This window comes from Nocardioides sp. (assembly GCF_047607185.1).
Lineage (GTDB): Bacteria > Actinomycetota > Actinomycetes > Propionibacteriales > Nocardioidaceae > Nocardioides.
In genome coordinates, this window is the sequence record NZ_JASGDQ010000066.1 from 16,068 (window position 1) to 31,644 (window position 15,577).

20 protein-coding genes are annotated in these 15,577 nt (G+C 70.1%); 8 read left to right on the forward strand and 12 right to left on the reverse strand.

All coding sequences use genetic code 11. The features are described from left to right. Positions 1–2: 2 nt before the first annotated feature. From QM595_RS07445 to QM595_RS07455, 3 genes are read right to left on the reverse strand one after another with little or no spacing between them, the layout of a single operon-like run. A complete protein-coding gene (locus QM595_RS07445) occupies positions 3–1,061 on the reverse strand; it encodes a PDZ domain-containing protein (RefSeq protein ID WP_415170950.1) in 1,059 nt (352 codons plus the stop codon). Positions 1,062–1,109: 48 nt separating this feature from the next. After that, positions 1,110–1,340 (reverse strand): hypothetical protein, encoded by a 231-nt coding sequence (locus QM595_RS07450; RefSeq protein WP_415170906.1) that lies wholly within the window; start codon positions 1,338–1,340, stop codon positions 1,110–1,112. A gap of 4 nt (positions 1,341–1,344) precedes the next feature. Next, positions 1,345–1,773 (reverse strand): molybdenum cofactor biosynthesis protein MoaE, encoded by a 429-nt coding sequence (locus tag QM595_RS07455; protein WP_415170907.1) that lies wholly within the window; start codon positions 1,771–1,773, stop codon positions 1,345–1,347. Between the two features lie 66 nt (positions 1,774–1,839). Here QM595_RS07455 and QM595_RS07460 point away from each other — a divergent pair, with 66 nt between their 5' ends. After that, on the forward strand, positions 1,840–3,117 hold the full coding sequence (locus QM595_RS07460) for a zinc-dependent metalloprotease (protein ID WP_415170908.1): 1,278 nt from the start codon (positions 1,840–1,842) through the stop codon (positions 3,115–3,117). After that, positions 3,114–3,677, forward strand: coding sequence for an NUDIX hydrolase (locus tag QM595_RS07465; RefSeq protein ID WP_415170909.1), 564 nt, complete (start codon positions 3,114–3,116; stop codon positions 3,675–3,677). The genes QM595_RS07460 and QM595_RS07465 overlap by 4 nt, the downstream gene beginning before the upstream one ends. Here the strand turns inward: QM595_RS07465 and QM595_RS07470 are convergent. Both QM595_RS07470 and QM595_RS07475 read right to left on the reverse strand, forming a co-directional pair. Further along, the gene (locus tag QM595_RS07470) at positions 3,609–4,157 is read right to left on the reverse strand and encodes a M48 family metallopeptidase (protein WP_415170910.1); all 549 of its coding nucleotides are present in this window, start codon (positions 4,155–4,157) and stop codon (positions 3,609–3,611) included. The two genes, QM595_RS07465 and QM595_RS07470, sit on opposite strands and share 69 nt — an antisense overlap. Before the next feature lie 9 nt (positions 4,158–4,166). Further along, on the reverse strand, positions 4,167–5,183 hold the full coding sequence (locus QM595_RS07475; protein ID WP_415170911.1) for a PHP domain-containing protein: 1,017 nt from the start codon (positions 5,181–5,183) through the stop codon (positions 4,167–4,169). Positions 5,184–5,634: 451 nt separating this feature from the next. Between QM595_RS07475 and QM595_RS07480 the strand changes: the two genes are divergently transcribed. From QM595_RS07480 to QM595_RS07500, 5 genes are all read left to right on the forward strand, one after another. Continuing rightward, positions 5,635–5,793 carry a DUF5679 domain-containing protein gene (locus QM595_RS07480; RefSeq protein ID WP_415170912.1) on the forward strand — a complete coding sequence of 53 codons (159 nt, stop codon included), beginning with the start codon at positions 5,635–5,637 and terminating at the stop codon, positions 5,791–5,793. A gap of 117 nt (positions 5,794–5,910) precedes the next feature. Next, positions 5,911–6,708, forward strand: a complete 798-nt coding sequence (locus tag QM595_RS07485) for a hypothetical protein (protein ID WP_415170913.1) — start codon at positions 5,911–5,913, stop codon at positions 6,706–6,708. Between the two features lie 259 nt (positions 6,709–6,967). Then, entirely contained in the window at positions 6,968–8,293 is a 1,326-nt protein-coding gene (locus QM595_RS07490) for an HNH endonuclease (protein WP_415170914.1), read from the forward strand. A gap of 32 nt (positions 8,294–8,325) precedes the next feature. Further along, complete coding sequence (locus QM595_RS07495) at positions 8,326–8,925, forward strand: DUF6318 family protein (RefSeq protein WP_415170915.1); 600 nt, start codon at positions 8,326–8,328, stop codon at positions 8,923–8,925. Between the two features lie 292 nt (positions 8,926–9,217). Beyond that, positions 9,218–9,727, forward strand: coding sequence for a hypothetical protein (locus tag QM595_RS07500; protein WP_415170916.1), 510 nt, complete (start codon positions 9,218–9,220; stop codon positions 9,725–9,727). Positions 9,728–9,847: 120 nt separating this feature from the next. Here QM595_RS07500 and QM595_RS07505 read toward each other — a convergent pair whose 3' ends face one another. The 5 genes from QM595_RS07505 to QM595_RS07525 form a co-directional block, all read right to left on the reverse strand. After that, positions 9,848–10,048, reverse strand: coding sequence for a hypothetical protein (locus QM595_RS07505; RefSeq protein ID WP_415170917.1), 201 nt, complete (start codon positions 10,046–10,048; stop codon positions 9,848–9,850). After that, complete coding sequence (locus tag QM595_RS07510; RefSeq protein ID WP_415170951.1) at positions 10,045–10,290, reverse strand: WhiB family transcriptional regulator; 246 nt, start codon at positions 10,288–10,290, stop codon at positions 10,045–10,047. Before QM595_RS07510 ends, QM595_RS07505 begins: the two co-directional genes overlap by 4 nt. Before the next feature lie 165 nt (positions 10,291–10,455). Continuing rightward, the gene (locus QM595_RS07515; RefSeq protein ID WP_415170918.1) at positions 10,456–10,656 is read right to left on the reverse strand and encodes a hypothetical protein; all 201 of its coding nucleotides are present in this window, start codon (positions 10,654–10,656) and stop codon (positions 10,456–10,458) included. Between the two features lie 119 nt (positions 10,657–10,775). Next, positions 10,776–12,794 carry an ATP-dependent DNA helicase UvrD2 gene (locus tag QM595_RS07520; protein ID WP_415170919.1) on the reverse strand — a complete coding sequence of 673 codons (2,019 nt, stop codon included), beginning with the start codon at positions 12,792–12,794 and terminating at the stop codon, positions 10,776–10,778. Between the two features lie 106 nt (positions 12,795–12,900). Beyond that, positions 12,901–13,332 (reverse strand): hypothetical protein, encoded by a 432-nt coding sequence (locus tag QM595_RS07525; RefSeq protein ID WP_415170920.1) that lies wholly within the window; start codon positions 13,330–13,332, stop codon positions 12,901–12,903. A gap of 93 nt (positions 13,333–13,425) precedes the next feature. On the opposite strand from QM595_RS07525, the gene QM595_RS07530 reads away from it, so the two are divergent. Next, on the forward strand, positions 13,426–13,680 hold the full coding sequence (locus QM595_RS07530) for a mycoredoxin (protein ID WP_415170921.1): 255 nt from the start codon (positions 13,426–13,428) through the stop codon (positions 13,678–13,680). Between the two features lie 119 nt (positions 13,681–13,799). Here QM595_RS07530 and nudC read toward each other — a convergent pair whose 3' ends face one another. Then, positions 13,800–14,705, reverse strand: coding sequence for an NAD(+) diphosphatase (nudC, locus tag QM595_RS07535; RefSeq protein WP_415170922.1), 906 nt, complete (start codon positions 14,703–14,705; stop codon positions 13,800–13,802). Positions 14,706–14,741: 36 nt separating this feature from the next. Beyond that, complete coding sequence (locus tag QM595_RS07540) at positions 14,742–15,557, reverse strand: DUF1684 domain-containing protein (protein ID WP_415170923.1); 816 nt, start codon at positions 15,555–15,557, stop codon at positions 14,742–14,744. Positions 15,558–15,577 lie beyond the last annotated feature (20 nt).

Below are 15,577 nucleotides of genomic sequence, written 5' to 3' on the forward strand. Positions count from 1 at the left end.
TCTTACTGATCCTCGCAGGTGGGCAGGTCGGCCTTCGGGTCGGCGACCCACGTCGTGATGGCCTCGACGGCGTCGTGCATGGTGTCGGCACGCACCAGCCGCATGTCGCCGTTGTCGGCACCGAGCGCCTCCTCGCAGTTGCCGGGTGGCACCAGGAAGAGCTCCGCGCCGTCGCGGTGGGCTCCCGCGATCTTCTGCTGGATGCCGCCGATCTCGCCGACGGCGCCGGTGGTCGCGATCTCGCCGGTGCCGGCGATGTCGTGGCCCCCGGTCAGCGCCCCGGGCGTCAGGGTGTCGAAGATGGCGAGCGAGAACATCAGGCCAGCGCTCGGGCCGCCGATGTCTGAGTCGATATTGAGCTCGACGTCGACCGGGAGGTCGAGGAATCGCTCCGCCAGCGAGGCGCCGATCCGCGGCGTGCCGTCGTCGTCGGCCACCGGCGCGATGCTCACCTCGCTGGTGACGCCGTCGCGGCTGATGGTGAAGGTGCGCTGCTGGCCGGCGGGAGTCGTGCTGACCAGGTCGATGAGCTGGTCGGCGCTGGTGATCTTCTCGCCGTCCACCTTGTCGATGACGTCGCCCGCCTGCAGCTGGCCCGCGGCCGGGCTGCCCGTCACGACCGAGCCGATGCTGACCTCCGCGGTGACGTCGACGCCGTCCTCGCGGAGCGCGACCCCGGCGGCGATGTCCTGGCTGGAGGACATCTGCGCGGCACCCTCGCTCTCGCTGTCCGCGTCGGTCTCGCCGCTCTGGTAGACCGCGCTCCACGGGTAGACGGCGTCGTGCTTGTCGAACCAGGCGGCCATCAGGCCGGGCAGCGTCAGCTTGGTGTCGGGCCGGGTGACCGAGACGGTCACCATGCGCAGCTGGCCGTCGACGGGATAGACCGGCAGGCCTGAGACCTCGACGATCGGCTTGCCCTGGTCCTCGCCGAGCACGTCGAGCGTCATCCCGGGCCGGTAGACCACGTAGGGAAGCGGGGTGAGCAGCGCCACCAGCAACAGCACCAACACCAGCGGTACGGCGATCAACCCCGCCAGGGTGCGCTGGGACATCTGCATCACGGCACAAACCTTCTCATCACCGTCCAAGCGGGCGGTGAGGGGTGGTCAGCCCGCCTTCCGGCGCTGGCGGACCGCGACGCCGGTGGACCTCTCCCGGGGCAGTCGAGGGGCGGCGTACGTCGTGCGCGGCTGTCGCGACAGCGCCTCGCCCAGCCGCCGGGTAGCGGCCTCGCGGTCCTCCCGATGCTCGCGGTGCTCCCGGCCGAGCCACGCCACCCAGCACATGGCGAGGACCGTCACGACGGCGGCGGGCGCGAGCCAGAGCAGGATCTCCACGGGTTCAGGGTAGGCCGACCCACTCCTCGGTTCCGTCAGCGAACCGCTGGTGCTTCCAGATCGGCACCTCGCTCTTGAGGGTGTCGATCAGGGCCTTGCTCGCGGCGAAGGCGTCGCCGCGGTGACCGCTGGCGGTGGCCACGATGACCGCGATGTCGCCGATGGCCAGGTCACCGGTGCGGTGCACGGCCGCCACCGCGTTGACCTCGAAGTCGGTGGCGACCCGCTCGCAGACCTCCACCAGCCGCGCCAGCGCGGTCGGGTGGGCCTCGTAGGCCAGACCGGCGACGCCCTTCCCCGCGTCGTGGTCGCGCACCCGGCCGACGAACAGCGTGAGACCGCCGGAGGCGTCGTCGTCGAGGGCCGCCACCACCTCGGCCACGTCGAGCGGCACGTCGCGGATGTCGGCCAGCCTGACTGCAGGATGTGTCACGGACCTACGCTAGTGGCCTGCGCCGCGGGCAGGCGCTTCTTGCCGCTGCCGCGTAACGTTGTCGACATGGCAACTCCGGGAGACGACAGCTCCGAGAACCCGTTCAAGGGCACGCCGTTCGAGGCTCTCTTCGGCGGCCCGGGCGGCATGCCCGACCTGTCGCAACTCTTCGGGCAGATCCAGGCGATGATGTCGCAGTCCTACGACGGCCCGCTGAACTGGGACCTGGCGTTGGACCTGGCCCGCAAGAGCGCTGCCGCGGGCGGCGACCCGACGCCGTCGCAGCGCCAGCAGGACGCCGTCGCCGACGCGCTGCGGCTCGCCGACTACTGGATCGACGGCACCACCACGTTCCCCTCCGGCGTCACCACGACGTCGGCCTGGAGCCGGGCCGAGTGGCTGGTCAACACGATCGAGACCTGGAAGGTGCTCATCGAGCCGGTGGCCGCCTCCTCGGTCAACGCCATGCCCGCCGAGCTCGGCCCGATGGCGGGCTTCCTGGGCAAGGCGATCGGCGCCATGGTGGCCAACCAGGCCGGCTCCGGCCTGGGCGCGCTGGCCGGTGAGGTGCTCTCGGTCTCCGACATCGGCGTACCACTGGCGGCCCCCGGCCGGGCCGCGCTGGTCCCCACCAACGTCCATGCCTTCGCCGCCGGCCTGGACGGGGTGACCGAGGACGACGTGCTGCTCTACATCGCGCTTCGCGAGGCCGCCCACCAGCGGCTGTTCGCCGGGGTGCCGTGGCTGCGGTCCTATGTGACCGACACCGTGACGTCCTATGCCAAGGGCGTCGAGATCAACCTCGGCAGCCTGCAGGAGAAGGTCGAGGAACAGTTGCGCGGCATCAACCCGACCGACCCGGCCTCCTTCCAGCAGCTGATGGACAACCCCCAGCTCTTCGAGATGGCCGACTCCCCCGCCCAGCAAGCGGCCCTGGAGCGGCTGGAGATCGTGCTGGCGCTGGTCGAGGGCTGGGTTGACGAGATCGTCGCCGAGGCCACTCGTGAGCGGATGCCGGCAGCCACGCCGCTGCAGGAGGCGTTCCGGCGCCGCCGGGCCGCCGGTGGCCCGGCGGAGCAGACCTTCGCGACGCTGGTCGGTCTCGAGCTGCGTCCGCGCCGGCTGCGCGACGCCTCGACGATGTGGGGCTCACTGCGGCAGCGGCAGGGCGCCGAGGCGCGCGACGGGGTCTGGATGTCGCCGGCGCTGCTGCCGACCGCCGCCGACCTCGACGACCCGCTGGGCTTCCGCGAGGGCGCCGACACCCCGGCCGAGCTCTCCGCGGACGAGTTCGACGCCGAGCTGCGGGCGCTGCTGGACGGTCCCGGCGAGTCCGGGGAGTGAGCGCACTCCACGCTGACGCGCTCGGCGTGCTCTCCGGGTGGCGTGCACCCGATCCCGCTCAGGAGGCGCTCCGGGCACGCTACGTCGCCTATCTCGCCGAGACCCCGGACGGCGTCTACCGGGCCGGGCGCCCGCACCACCTCACCGCCTCGACCCTGGTGATGTCCGCCGACGGCGCCGCGGTGCTGCTGACGCTGCACGCCAAGGCCGGCAAGTGGTTCCAGTTCGGCGGGCATCTGGAGCCCGGCGACGCCTCGCTGCTCGCCGCCGCCACCCGGGAGGCGACCGAGGAGTCGGGCCTCTCGGTCTCGCTCGACCCCGACCCGGTCCAGCTCAGCGACCACGAGGTGCCGTTCTGCGGCGCCGGCGTGCACCACTACGACGTCCGGTTCCTGGCCGTCGTACCGCCCGAGGCGGTGCCGGCCGTCTCCGCCGAGTCGCTGGACGTGCGGTGGTGGCCCGCCGACGCACTCCCCTCGCCCGACCCGGACCTAGTCGACCTCGTCGACCTCGCCCTCGTCCGACTCGCCGGGCGGCGGCTCCAGCCTGGCCGCGGCTGACCAGCCGAGCAGGAAGCCCTTGGCCCGCTCGGCGTGCGGGTAGCGGTCGACCCAGCCCCAGAACGCCTCGTTGTGGTGCGGCTCGAACAGGTGCGCCAGCTCGTGGACCAGGACGTAGTCGACGACCCAGCCGGGCATCCCCTCCAGCCGTCGCGACAGCCTGATGGTGCGGTCACCAGGCGTGCACGAGCCCCAGCGCGACTGCTGGTTGTCGACCCAGCGGACCGAGGCCGGGACGGCGATACCGCCGAAGTACTCGTCGCCGAGCGCCTTCGCCCGCTTGAGCAGGTCCTCGTCGGAGGGCTTGCGCCGCCTCTCCTGCCGCTCCAGCCGGGCGACCATGGTCTCGACCCACTCGGCCTCCTCCTTCTTGCTGAGGCTGGCCGGGATGAGCACCACGATGCGGTCGCCGTCGCGGTAGGCGGACACGGTACGACGGCGGCGCCTGCTGCGCCGCACCTCGATCTGCTGGTCCACCATGTTGCGACTCTAGGGCTTGGCCCACTCCAGCAGCCGCTCCCGCGGCCAGGTGTTGACGATTCGGTCCGGGTCGATGCCGGCTGCCTCGGCCCGTTCGCAGCCGTAGAGCTGGAAGTCGAGCTGGCCGGGCGCGTGGGCGTCGGAGTCGATCGAGAACAGGCAGCCGATGTCGCGGGCGAGCTCGAGCAGCCGGGTCGGCGGGTCGCGGCGCTCCGGCCGGCTGTTGATCTCCACCGCGACGTCGTGCTCGGCGCAGGCCTCGAAGACCGCCCGGGCGTCGAACCTGCTGCCCGGCCGGGTGCCCCGGCTGCCGGTGATCAGCCGACCGGTGCAGTGCCCGAGCACGTTGGTCAGCGGGTTCTCGACGGCTCTGACCATCCGTCTCGTCATCGGCTCGGGGTCCATCTTGAGCTTGGAGTGGACGCTGGCGACGCGTACGTCGAGCCTGGTCAGCAGCTGTTCGGTCTGGTCGAGCCCGCCGTCGTCGAGGATGTCGACCTCGATGCCCTTGAGCAGGGTGAACTCACCGCTCAGGTGGTCGTTGACCGCCTCGATGACGGCAAGCTGTCGGGTCAGCCGCTCGGCGCTGAGGCCGTGGGCGACCGTCAGCCGCGGCGAGTGGTCGGTGAGCACCAGGTAGTCGTGGCCGAGCTCGATGGCGGTGAAGGCCATCTCCTCGATCGGCGACCCGCCGTCGGACCAGTCGGAGTGACAGTGCAGGTCCCCCTTGAGCCGTTGTCGCAGCTCGGTGCCGCCGTCGGTCAGCGGGCCGCCGTACTCCTCCTCGAGGTCGCGCAGCCGCTCGGGCACCCTGCCCTCGACCGCCTCCTTGATCACGGTGGCGGTGCTGTTGCCGATGCCGGGCAGGTCGGTGAGGGTGCCGCTCGCCACCGCCTGGGCGATCTCCTCGGCGTCCATCGGCAACAGCGTGGCGGCCGCTGCACGGAACGCCTTGACCTTGTAGGTGTCCTCGCGGCCCCGCTCCAACAGGAACGCGATGCGGCGCAGCGCGGCGACTGGCTCCATCTATTTTTCCTCCACACCCGGTGGACTGCATCGACGCTGGTCAGCGCGGCGCATCCCATTCTGACCCACCGGTGTTCCACACCGGTCTCCCATGGTTGTCCACCGGTATTCCCGGCGTTTTCACCAGGCTTTCCACACCGCTGTCCACAGGCAGGGGAGCCGCTGCGTTGACCCGCTCGGCGTGGCTCCCTAGGTTTCTCCGCAGACGAGACCCCCGGCGCCGCCGGACGTCCTTGGCAAGGGGAAGGCGAAGGACGATCCAGGACACCGGGGGTCTCTCGTCTTCTTGCTCCACTGCGACACGCCACGCCACGCGAGCGTGCCGAGTGGGCTCAGGCGCGGAGCGTGCCGTAAGGTCGAGGCGGCTCACCGGCCCAGGCCGGGGCCCCGGCGGGCTTCCCCGACATACCCGTCGCGACGACCAACGTAAGACATAGGCAAGGAGGCCGTCATGGCGGAGACCTGGAGCGGCGAGTTCTACTGCGTGAAGTGCAAGGAGAAGCGCGAGGCCACGGGCGAGATCAAGGTCAACGACAAGGGCACCAAGATGGCCAAGGCCGTCTGCCCGACCTGTGGCACCAACCTCAACCGCATCCTCGGCAAGGCCTGATCCTCGGCCCACCGTAGGACCGCGACGGCGGCGTCGATCCCTCGGGATCGGCGCCGCCGTCATTTCGCCTGTGGAGAGCCGGTTGCGAGCCTTCTCTCGGCTCGGCACGCTCGGGTCATGTCTCGGATGATCCTCCGGCCCGGCCTCACGGCGGTGCGCCACGACGACGCGCACCTCCAGGTCGGCCATGTCGTGCTGGCCGACACCGCGCCGGTACGACGCCTGCTCGCCACGCTCGCCTCCCCCGAGCCCGGGGAGCCTCCCGACTCGCTCCCGGCGCGGCGGGCACTGGCCGCGCTGACCGCGGCCGATGCCGTGGTGCCGGCGCCGACCTCGCCGACGGCGAGCTGGCTGGCGGGCGCCTACGGCTCCTCTCATCCGGAGCGGGCTGCCGCCCGGGCCGCGGCCGCCGTCTCGCTGACCGGTCCGGCCGCCCTGGTCGGCCCGGTCTCGACACTGCTCAAGGCCGCCGGCGTCCTGCCCGTCGACGGGCCAGGGTCACTGGCCGTCGTCCTCTCGCTCGGGCCGGTGCGGCGCTCCCTGCTCGACGAGCATCTGCGCTCCGGCGTACCCCACCTGCCGGTCGCCGGCACCGCCTCCTGCTGGGAAGTGGGGCCGCTCGTCGTACCCGGCCAGACGGCATGTCTGCGGTGCGTCGACCTCGACGACCCCGATCCCCGTCGTCCTCTGGTCGTCGACCAGCTGGCACAGGTCGCCGACTCGACGCCGGTGGATCCCGTCGCCCAGTCACTCGCGCTGGCGCTGGTCGTCCGCGAGGTGCTGGCCTATGTCGACGGCGACCTGCCCGACACCTGGTCGGCGGTGTTGACCCTCCCCGCCGTGGGCCTGCCGTCCTCACAGGCGTTCGCCCGTCACCCGCTGTGCGGCTGCGCCTGGGACGCGCTAGCCGACTAGACCAGTGTCAGGATCGCGATCGGTCACGCAGACGACCGGGCCGGCGGGCGGGTCGAGCACCGTCCAGACCGGTCCACCGCCTCTCGCGGCCGCGCGGTTGTCCGTCGCGATGTCTGGTCGGCCGGACCTCCCAGCCGGTCAGTCGCCGCCAGAACTCCAGCTCTGCCTCCCAGTCTCGAACGCTGCACAAACGGATTACATCTCTGCCATTTTACGAACATATGTTTGAATACGTAGCACAACCTGTTAGGCTTGGGTCATGAGCGCAACTGCCGAGCCAGCACGATCTGGCGCCGCACTGGACCTGGTCCAGACGGCGTCCGACGCTGTGCTGGCCGACGTGGCCTCTTTCCGCGAGGCCGCCGCTCGCGCGGAGGTCTACGCGATCACCCGGGCGGCGGAGTTCTGCCTGCTTCATGCCACCACCGATCCCGGCGCGGCGGCACTGGTCGCCGAGCGGGGGCAGGTCACCGACCTGGCTCTCGCAGGCGAGGGTGCGCCGCTCGTCGCCGAGGACGCGGTGGCCGAGTTCGCTGCCGCGCTCGGCATGGCCGACCACACCGCACGAGACTACCTCGGCGATGCGCTCGAGATCAGCCAGCGACTCGGACCGCTCTGGCGACGGCTTCAGAACGGCCAGGTGCCGGTCTGGCGGGCCCGGCTCATCGCTCGGCGCACCCGCACGCTCACCGAGGCGGCCGCCGGCTACGTCGCCGAGCACGTCGCTCCGCTGGCCCACCAGATCGGCGCCACCAGACTCGACCGCCTCGTCGACGCCGCGATCGCGCTGCACGACCCCGAGGAAGCCGCCCGCCGAGCCGCCGAGGCTGCGGAGCAGCGCCACGTCAGCATCGCCAAGCACACCCCGGTCGACGGGACCGTCTACCTCGACGCCGCCCTCGACCTCGCCGACGCCGCCGACCTCGACGCCGCGATCGCGCAGGTGGCCGCCGACCTCGAGCCAGAGTCGGACTCCCTCGACGTGCGCCGTGCCAAGGCCCTCGGCGTCATCGCCCGCCGCACGCTTGCCGGCTACGACGGCACCGCACCAACTCGTCAGCTGCGGCTCTACGTCCACCTCGACCGCGACCTGGCCGGCACCGGCCTGGCCCGCCTGGAGTCACCCGACACACTGATCACTCTCGACCAGCTCAAGACCTGGTGCGCGACCCCAGGCACCAGCCTCCGTGTCACCCCAGTGCTCGACCTGGCTCAGCCCCTCACCCGCGACGGCTATGCGCCCTCAGAGCAGATGCACGAGCAGGCCACCCTGGTCGACGCCACCTGCGTTCACCCCTATTGCACGCGCGATGCTCGCCCCGCCGACCGCGACCACAACGAGCCCTACGATCCAAACGGACCGCCGGACCAGACCAATACCGAGAATCTCGGCTCCCTATGCCGACTTCACCACCGTCTCAAGACCCACGCCGGCTGGCGATATTCGAAGCTCTCCCCCGGCCTCTACCACTGGCAATCCCCCGGAGGTCGCCACTACCTCCGCACGCCGGCCGGGACCTATCCATTGGGCCGGTTGTCCACAGATTCTCGCAAGGGTGTTTCGGACCCCGGGCCCCCTGGGTAGATTCCCGACCATCTCGGGAAGGACCACGGTTCATGAGACGTGTCGCATCACTCATCGGCGCGGTCGTCGCCACTGGCTCACTGACGCTTCCATCAGCCTGCTCATCGGGAGGCAGCGAAGCAGCCGACCCGCCGCCGTCGACAACGCCCGCGACCACCCCCTCCACCTCCGCCCCTCCCCCGTCACCCACACCGACCGGCCCCACGCCGCCGGTCATGCCGGAGGCCGCGAAGTCGCACGACGAGGCGGGAGCCAAGGCGTTCGTGAGGTACTTCTGGGCGGTCGTGGACTATGCCCAGTCGACTGGCGATACAGATGCCATTGGGCGCGAGAGCGTTCAGGGCTGTGCTGGTTGTGAGAACGGCATCTCGGCCATCAGAAGGGTCTACGACAAACACGGCCAGATCCTTGGCGGAGACGGGGAGGTCTCTGAGTTGTCAGTGACTTGGCGTAACTCGCCTGGGCTGACGGTAGCCGTTGTGACCTTCACACTTACGCTTCAACCGCAGCAAGTCAACTACCCGGATGATTCCCAAGACTGGCAGAGCGATGGCGGAACCTTTCAACGCGTACTCGAACTACTAGCCGACGACGGCGCCTGGAAAGTCGCTCAGTTCCATGAGGCGAAGTGAGATGAGACCTCTATTACTCTTCGGCTCATCGATTTTAATTTTCTCAATCCTCGGATTCGCATCAATGGCGACAGCCGGAGATGTTGACAGTCCCGGTCCATGTGATCCGACGACCGGGGCTGGCGAGGGTGGGTTCGACGCTTCAGGTCAGACTTGTGGCACTGGTAGTCCGGACGGTGGTAGCGACAATGCCCTACCGCCTGGGCATTGGGTGCACGAGCCAGCCTGCAATCTGGCGGGCGCCTCGACCTGCGTGGACGATGCTCAACTGGCCTGTGACAACGGGGATCCCATGGAAAACGTCTGGTACCAGACGAATGACGGCCTGCACCTCTATCCCCACACGAACTGTCCCGAGGAAAACACCGTCACGATGGGCGACATCCGCAGCGCCTTCGAATCGATCCCGGTGCCGGAGTCCGTGATCGTGGTCCAGCCGCCGGGCGGCGAGACGCTGGTCAACTTCGACACCAACTTCTACACCGTGGCGGAGCCGTTCACGGCGACTGTGACCGTGCTGGAGCACACCGTCGACTTCCGGATCAGGCCGCAGTCCTTCGGCTGGCACTTCGGAGACGGCGTCGACAAGACGACCACGAAGCCGGGCGCGGCGTATCCGAAGCTCGAGGTCACCCATCGCTACCGGACCAAGGGCGAGGTCGAGGCGAGGGTGGACACGGTGTGGGAGGCGGAGTATCGCCTCGACGGCGGTGGGTGGGCGATGGTCGACGGCACGGTCACCAAGGCCGGCGCGGCCCAGTCCCTGCGAATCAGGTCGGCGACGCCGATCCTGGTGGACTAGTGATCATCTCGGCCATGGCACCAACATAGAACGGCCCGCCCCGCCTCCGGTGGAGGCAGGACGGGCCGTTCGCGTCACCCGCGATCAGGGTGCCGGGAGGAGGTGATCCCCCCTGGTCTGCTACAGAGCGCGGGCGAGAGCCAGACGCGCCTGCTGCGCCGCGAGCTCGGCCTTGCGGCTGAGCCTGCGGGCGCGCGCCAGGGCACGGCCCCGGCGCTGCTCTTGCGCCTCTCCCAGGCGCGCGGCCTGATGCGCGCGCGCCAACTCCTCATAGATGAGGTTCATCGTGATGCTCCTGTTGTCTCGAAGTTCGGTGTTCATGCAACGGCGTCCTTGCGTGGACGGCCCCGCGGCCGCTTCCGGGGGATCACCACTCCCTGAAGGAACAGCTCACCGCCCCACACGCCCCACGGCTCCCGGCGGGAGAGTGCGCCGTCCAGGCAGAGCGCCTGGACGGGGCAGCTCTGGCAGAGCGCCTTGGCGCATTCGACGTCGCTCGGGGACTCGGCGAACCACAGCTCCGGGTTGTTGACCCGACATGGCAGCAGCTCGTCATCGACCATGTCGGCCAGGTCGGCCGGCCCAGCCTCGATCGCCTGGTAGGCCCGGTCGAGAACGCTGGTGGTCATCGTTCACCTCCTGTTGCTTCCTGATCGCGATTTTTTCCAACAAAAAAGGCCGCGGACCCTGGTCGGGTTCCGCGGCCTGAAGGCTGCCGAGTCTGGGTCTCAGACTCTCGGCGGTCTCCAGGCGTGGGTCCCCTGGCCGTTGCGGGTGGCCTTGACGGCAGCCACGTGTCCCTTGACATCAGTGCGGACAGACCACTCGCCGGCAGCGAGGATGGTGCGCGGGAAGATCACGTGGCCGCAGGTGGACATGCCAAAGGACGACTGAGCGCCAGTCGTGGTGTAGATCAGGTTCATGCTCATCTCGGCCACCTCCTTCCGGTGTGCGCGCCTAACAGGTCGAGGGAGACGCTACCTACCCCTACCGGAGACCCGCAAACCATTTAAGGCCGATTTCCGGAAGATTTTCTGCCAAGCGGACATCACGCGGACTCGGCGACGATCGCGAGCACCTCGGCGCCGTACGTCGCGAGCTTGTTGTGGCCCACGCCCGGGACCGCGAGCAGCGCCTTGTCGGTCGTGGGCCGACGTGCCGCGATCTCCTCTAGGGTGAGGTCGGTGAAGACCACGAAGGCCGGCTTGGCGATCGCGTCCGCGGTCTCCTTGCGCCAGGCCCGCAGCCGAGCGAAGAGCTCCTCGTCATAGGCCGCCGGACAGTCCTCGTGACGGCCGAGCTTCTTCTCGGTGGCGGTGCCGAGCGGCCGGCCACAGGTGCGGCACATCCGGGCGCCGCGCGACTGCGGCCGCTCGACCGGGCGAACCGACTCGGGCAGCATCGGCTCGATGAACCGCGACGGCTTGCGGGAGGACCGCTGGCCGGGCTGTCGGGCCAGCGACCACGAGAGCGACAGGTCGATCCGGGCGCGGGTGACACCGACGTAGAGCAGGCGACGCTCCTCCTCGACGGCTTCGGGTGAGTCGAGTGCATAGGTGATGGGGAGGGTGCCCTCCTGCAGACCGACGAGGAAGACCGAGTCCCACTCCAGGCCCTTGGCCGCGTGGTAGGTGGCGAGCGTGACACCGTCGGCCACCGGGGCGTGCTGGTCGGCGGCACGGCGGTCCAGCTCCTCCACGAACGCCGTCAGGTCGCCGTCGAACGACGACGCCTGGTCGACCAGCGCCTGCCAGGACTCCCACCGGTCACGGGTCTGCCCGCGCGCCTCCGGAGGCTCGGGAGACCAGCCCATGCCGGACAGCGTGTCGCGGACGGTCTCGATCAGATCGGCGGCCGGCTCGGCGCGAGCCGCCCCGCGAAGCCGGGTGACCGCCTCACGCACCTCGGCCCGGTCGAAGAAGCGGGCAGCGCCCCGCACGACGTACGGGATGCCGCCGGCGGTCAGCGCCTCCTCGAAGGTCTCCGACTGGGCGTTGATGCGGAACAGCACGGCCATCTCGGAGAACGGCCGGCCGTCAGCATTCAGCTGCCGGATCCGGTTGGCGACGGCCTCCGCCTCGGCGACCTCGTCGGAGCGGGAGTGGAATGTCACCGACGGGCCGGCCGGCCGCTGCGCGACCAGCGCGACACCCTGGGACTCGGTGCCGGCCAACAGCGTGTTGGCGGTGGTGACGACCTGCGGGGTCGAGCGGTAGTTGCGGACCAGCTCGACGCTGGTGGCGTCGGGGAACTTCCTCGTGAAGCCGCGCAGGTAGCCGGCGTCGGCACCGGCGAAGGAATAGATCGTCTGAGCCGGATCGCCGACGACACAGATCTCGTCGCGGCCACCGAGCCACAGGTCGAGCAGGGCCGACTGCAGCGGCGAGACGTCCTGGAACTCATCGACGACGAACCACTTGTATTGCCGGCGCACCTGGGCGGCGACCCGCTCGTCCTCGGCGAGCACACCGGCCGTCAGCAGCAGCACGTCCTCCATGTCCATGCGCGCCTGAGCCCGCTTGACGTCCTCGTAGGAGGAGAAGACCCGGCCGACGGTGTCGTGGTCGAGGCCGACCGCCCTGCCGCGAGCCGCGGCGACCTTGGCGTAGACATCGGGGTGGACGTTGGAGACCTTGGCCCACTCGATCTCGGAGGCCAGGTCGCGGAGCATGGCCTGGTCGGCGTTGAGCCGCTGCCGCCGCACCGCCTGGGCGATCATCGGGATCTTCGACTCGGTCAGCGTGGGCAGCTCAGTGCCGTGGACGTGAGGCCAGAAGTAGCGCAGCTGTCGCAGCGCGGCCGAGTGGAAGGTGCGCGCCTGCACCGCGCCGGCTCCCATCGCTCGCAGCCGCTGGCGCATCTCCCCCGCCGCCCGAGTCGTGAACGTGACGGCGAGGATCTCCGTCGGGGCGTAGACCCCGGTCGCGACGCCATAGGCGATGCGGTGGGTGATCGCCCGGGTCTTGCCCGTGCCGGCACCGGCAAGCACCCTCACCGGGCCTCGCAGCGCCTCGGCGACGCGGCGCTGCTCCGGATCGAGGGCGTCGAGCAGATCGGTGGGAGTCATCAGCGATCACCCTAGATGGCGGCACGGACATCGACGATGCCGAGGAGCTGAGGGACGCGTTCGGGGACTGGCGCGGCTGGCGCGGTCTGCGATGAGCGGGTTTTGCTCAGTCGCAGTAGTCGCAGCTGCTCCGACCGGCGGGGAGCTGCATCATGCAACGCGGGCAGAGCGCGAGCTGAGGCTCCGGCGGCCTGACCTTCGGCGCTCTCGCCGGTGCGGCCGACCGACGCGTCCCGGACACCCGCGCCTTCGGACGCCGTGACTCCTCTGCCGCCCGGATCTCGCTGCGGCGGACCACCTTGAGCTCCAGGCGGGTCAACAGGCCAGCCAGGTCCTGCGGCAACTGGTCGACGGTCACTCGCTCGCCGGTGACCTTCTCGTACGCCGCCAGGACGATCGCACGGGCGTCGTACTGCCTGCCGCGCTCGACGATCATGACGTCCGCCTCAGCGCCGTCGAGGCGCTCGTCGGCTTGGCCACCGTGATCGCGGATCGCGGCGAGGACATGGATCTTGGACAACCGGTCGAACGGGGACACCTCTGGATCGTAGGCAACGAGCAGTCCTCGCCACGAACCGGCCTTGATGCGCCACGTGGGAATGCCTCGGTTGCCGTGGGTGTTCCCGCTGTCATGTCCGACTCGAAGTTCACGATGTACACGACCCCTTGGTGCGGCTACTGCCAGCGGCTCAAGGCCCAGCTCGGCCGTGAGGGCATCGAGTTCGAGGAGGTGAACATCGAGGCGGTCGAGGGCGCCGCAGCGATCGTCGAGCAGGTCAACGGCGGCAACCAGACGGTGCCGACGCTCGTCTACAGCGACGGCACCGCCCAGACCAACCCCTCGGTGATCCAGGTCAGGGAGAAGCTCGCGGCGCTGGCGGGCTGAGCCCTACGAGGAGCCGGCCGATTAACCCGGGTTGCTGATATCCCTGGTGCCATATTGGGTGGTGTGGAATCGGTATCCGTGGGGGCCGGTCCGGACCGATGCTGGCCTGCTCCGGTCCTCTACCAGGAGCCCGGCAGCGGGCCGCCGTACCACTCCTCGATCAGCGACCTGCTGATCGAGGCGCCGCCGGGGAGCACCAGCGAGCCGGTCTCGGCCTCGGTGCGCAGCTCGGCGCGGGTCAGCCAGCGCGCCTCCTCGAGCTCGTCCTCGTCGACGACGACGTCGGTGGCCAGGGCGCGGCCGAAGAAGCCCAGCATCAGGCTGGCAGGCAGCGGCCAGGGCTGGTTGCCGAAGTAGGTCACCTCGCCGACGACCACGCCCGCCTCCTCGGCGACCTCGCGGCGTACGGCGTCCTCCAGCGACTCCCCCGGCTCGCAGAAGCCCGCCAGCGTCGAGAACCGGCCGACCGGCCAGACCCGCTGCCGGCCGAGCAGGCAGCGCTCCGACGACGAGCCGGGCTCGCCGTCGGTGATGAGCATGATGACCGCCGGGTCGGTGCGCGGGAACTGCACATGACCGTCGGAGCAGACCAACTCGTGACCCTCCGCGCGTGGCGACAGCGGGCCACCACAGCGCGGGCAGAATCTGGTGACGTGCAGCCACTCGGCGAGGCCGAGCGCGTGGAACAGCAGCGGCGCCTGACCGGTGTCGTCGGCGGCGAGCGCCGGGAGCACGCCGCGCAGCGGCACCCAGCCGTCCTCGGGCCGGGGCTGGACCCGGACCGCGAACCAGGTACGGCCGTCCCGCTCCCCCAGCAGCAGCCGCTGTCCGGCGGGCGCCTGGCTGGTCGGCAGCCACTCGATCCGGCCGTCGACGGGACGGACCCGATTTCCCGCGATCACGACGGCGAGAGAGTCCTCGGCCGCCCACTGACGGCTCAACCACTCCTCGTCGTTGCGGCGGGCGTGGAGCCGGTCGTGGGGGTGCTGACTGAGCCGCAGATGCACATGCCCCTGGGAAGCCACGGAATCCAACCTAGTAGCTAGCCCCGATGCGTCGGCTCAGCGGGCGCTCTTCTCACCCACCGGGAGAGCGATCCGGAGACGGTTCTCGGGGAGCTCTCGTGGGCAGAAGCAGTACGGCGCGACGCCGGCTGGATAGTTCTGTAGCACGTTGAGGTCGAGCTCGATCGTGCCGTCGGCCGCGACGGCGTCGGGCTCGAAGCGGATGGTGCGCCACGGTGCGACGCCGGCCGCGATGTCGGCGAAGGTGAGCTGGTGCGTGCCGTGTCGATCGCCGACCAGCTTGAGCGCCACAGTGTCGCCGGTCGGCAGCGGCAGCTCGATCTCGCCGATGATCGAGACCGCGAAGCGCAGGTCGGGCTGCTCGGAGCCGACCTCTGCGGCCACCGGCTCGGCCAGGTAGCGAATCCGGCCGGTCACCACCCAGGCCGGGTCGTAGTCGAAGACCGGAATGCCGGCGAAGTGCTCGACAAGCGGGTTGTCGGGGTCGCGCGGCCGGACGCCGCGATGGGTGGTCCCGTCGGGGTTGGTGAAGAAGAGCAGCTCGATGGCGACGCGGCTGGAGTCGGGGCCGCCGTACCGCAATGCCCACAGGCTGTGGCTCTCACCCGGACGAACGACCGTCTCCTCGGTGACCGGCTCGCCGGTCCCGGCGAGCACGAGCCGATCGGTGTCGTCGTGGCCGGGCGCGACATGGACGGCCTCGCCGTCGGTCCACCAGCGCCCCGGGGTGCCCGGGATCGCTACCGGCTCGGTCGTGAGCCAGGTGAGGCCCCGGAAACTGGTCCAGGTGTAGGGCTCGCGAAACTGCTTGTCGCGCTCCTCGCGCCAGGTCTCCCACGCCGTCAACGTCATGCCGTCGAGCAAACGACGCC